The 2378-nt window shown below is 69.5% G+C and carries 2 protein-coding genes; one reads left to right on the forward strand and one right to left on the reverse strand.

The window, feature by feature from the left end; all coding sequences use genetic code 11:
• Window positions 1-658: 658 nt before the first annotated feature.
• Window positions 659-985 (reverse strand): plasmid stabilization protein, encoded by a 327-nt coding sequence (locus ACQKIP_RS45270; protein WP_365867109.1) that lies wholly within the window; start codon window positions 983-985, stop codon window positions 659-661.
• Window positions 986-1841: 856 nt separating this feature from the next.
• Here ACQKIP_RS45270 and ACQKIP_RS45275 point away from each other — a divergent pair.
• A partial coding sequence (locus tag ACQKIP_RS45275; RefSeq protein ID WP_365867108.1) for a transposase occupies window positions 1842-2378 on the forward strand: 537 nt, incomplete at its 3' end.

Below are 2378 nucleotides of genomic sequence, written 5' to 3' on the forward strand. Positions count from 1 at the left end.
GCAGGCTCTCGTCCGAGGCCCGGTGAGCCCGCTGTACCAGTTCGCGGGCTTGCTCGCGTGTGGTGTTCAGATCCCTGCGCAGTGCATGCACGTCGACCGCCATACACCACACCTGCCCGCCCCGCGCCCTTCTATGACGCGCTTGCGTGCTGCGGCGGCCGCCGCAGCACGGAGCGCTCGGCCCAACGTCCGGGCTGCGCGGGCGAGCTTCGGGCAGCGCGGAACGGCTCAGCGGAGGCCGGCGGCCAAGGGAGGAAGGAGGCGGGCTGCCGGGCCCGGACATGCTGTTCCGGGGCGGCGGTGCAGCCGGGGTGCATGAGGTCGTCGACCTCGGCGGCGTCGATCTCGAAGACGTTGATAAATGTGACGGACGAGTCTGATGAGTCGGGGGCCTCGTTACGCTGGGTTTCTGTGGTCATGCCGGCAGCCTCATGACACATCCCAACTGGGCGTTGGCCGCCCCTGGTCCACCGGACACGCCCTGAACCACCGCACGAAGGCGGCCGTGTTGGCGGCACCGTCCGCCCCGCAGACCAGCGCGAACAGCGCCTGACGGCAACGATCGGGCCCGGCAAGGGCCTTGGCGAACGGCCCGTGTGCACAGGCAGGAGCGGACAACTGCGCCCGGGAACGCTCCCGGGCGCAGTTCGTGCGTCGCTCAGCGGCCGACTGCCCTGGCAAGCTGCTGCTTGTTCATCGACGAACGGCCATCGATGTTCTTCCGCTTCGCCTCCGCGTACAGCTGGTCCTTCGTAGGTCCCTGGGAACCGCTGTGGGAACGCTCGCCGCCCCGCTGCGGGGCGGATTTCTTGTCCCGCGTGGACGTTTTGCTGGCAGACTTCGACTCTCCGGAGCGGGCCCGCTCCTTGTTCACGGTGCGCGAGGCGATCTCCTTCGCCCGGCTTGTCGAGGCGCCCCGCTTCTGAGCGCCCTCCTTGATGTGCTCGTACTGGCGCTCGCGCTTGGGGCTCGATCCCTGCGGCATGGCCGTCTCCTCTCGCGTCAGGCGCGGGCCGCTCGCCCCGCCGCCTTGTACTGGCTTTCCGCGTACCCCCGGGCCGGCTGCTCACCCGGACACGGACTGCTCCCATCTGATGCGCAGACCCGGGCAGGTGCGAGCAGACTGCGACTGAACGGATGAGTGGCGGCTGCTGCGCACTGCCCGCCGGCAGGTGTCCCCGTCCGGACCGGCTGACGGTGCGGGACGCAGACGCCCTGGCCAGGTCCGCCGCTGCCGCGAAGACGTTGCGCAGCCGACGGCGCATCAGTCTTCCGGTGCTCTGCGGCCGCGCGGGTGGGCCGGCGGGCGCCCGGCGGTCTGTTACGACGAAGGGCCGCTGGCTGCTGCGCGGCGGCCGTCGTTGCAGCAGGGCCCGCACTCCAGACGGGGACGCCCCGGCTCGCCGCCGATGTCATAGGCAAGGGCGCTGCCTGTCGCCTGCGGTGCGTAGGTCGAAGCCGCATTGCGCACACAGCAGCCCCATGGCGGCTGCCTGGCGGGTCGACCAGGTGGGCCACTCCGCAGCCAGACACGGCAGGTGCCTCATCGTCGGACCACCGCGCCGGGGGCTGCAGCAGGGGAAGGTATACCCGGGAGTTGCGGCGGGCAGCTCATCGATGTGCTGCAGCAGCAGCGGCACCCACCGCGCCAGCACGCCCAGTTCCCGGGACGGAACACGCACTTCGATGGTGCCCCGCCGAGTGGTGTAGGCGGTCGGGCGTTGGAATGCGCGGTTGTCTGCTCGGGGCGTGCGCCTGCTGACGGCGACTGCTCCCTGAACAGAGGTGGGCCATCGCGCAAGTCTCCCTGGTGAACGGCCAGTTCAACCGAGGAGGACGCGATGGCCCTGTCTCAGTCTGACCTGATGCGGCTGCTGGAGTCACTACGTGCGGCCGATGGAGTCGAGTCGATCAGGGTGCTGTGCGAGCGCATCCTGCAGGAACTCATCGAGGCCGAGGCAACCGAAGCCATCGGGGCGGCCCCGCGCGAGCACACGAGCGAGCGCACCACCTGGCGCAACGGGCACCGCGACCGGCTGCTGACATCGCAGGCCGGTGACCTGGACCTGAAGATCCCCAAGGTGCGGACCGGGTCGTTCTTCCCCTCGCTGCTGGAGCGGCGGCGCCGGATCGACCGCGCTCTGTTCGCGGTGGTGATGGAGGCATACGTGCACGGTGTCTCGACGCGTTCGGTCGATGACCTGGTCAAGGCGCTGGGTGCGGACTCCGGAATCTCGAAATCCGAGGTCTCCAGGATCTGCGGCGAACTCGATGACGAGCTGGTCGCGTTCAGGGAACGGCCGCTGGATCACACCGTGTTCCCCTATGTGTTCCTGGACGCGACCTACTGCAAGGCCCGGGTGAATCACCGGATCGTG

Origin of the sequence: Streptomyces sp. NPDC059900, from assembly GCF_050270335.1 — a bacterium.
Classification (GTDB): domain Bacteria; phylum Actinomycetota; class Actinomycetes; order Streptomycetales; family Streptomycetaceae; genus Streptomyces.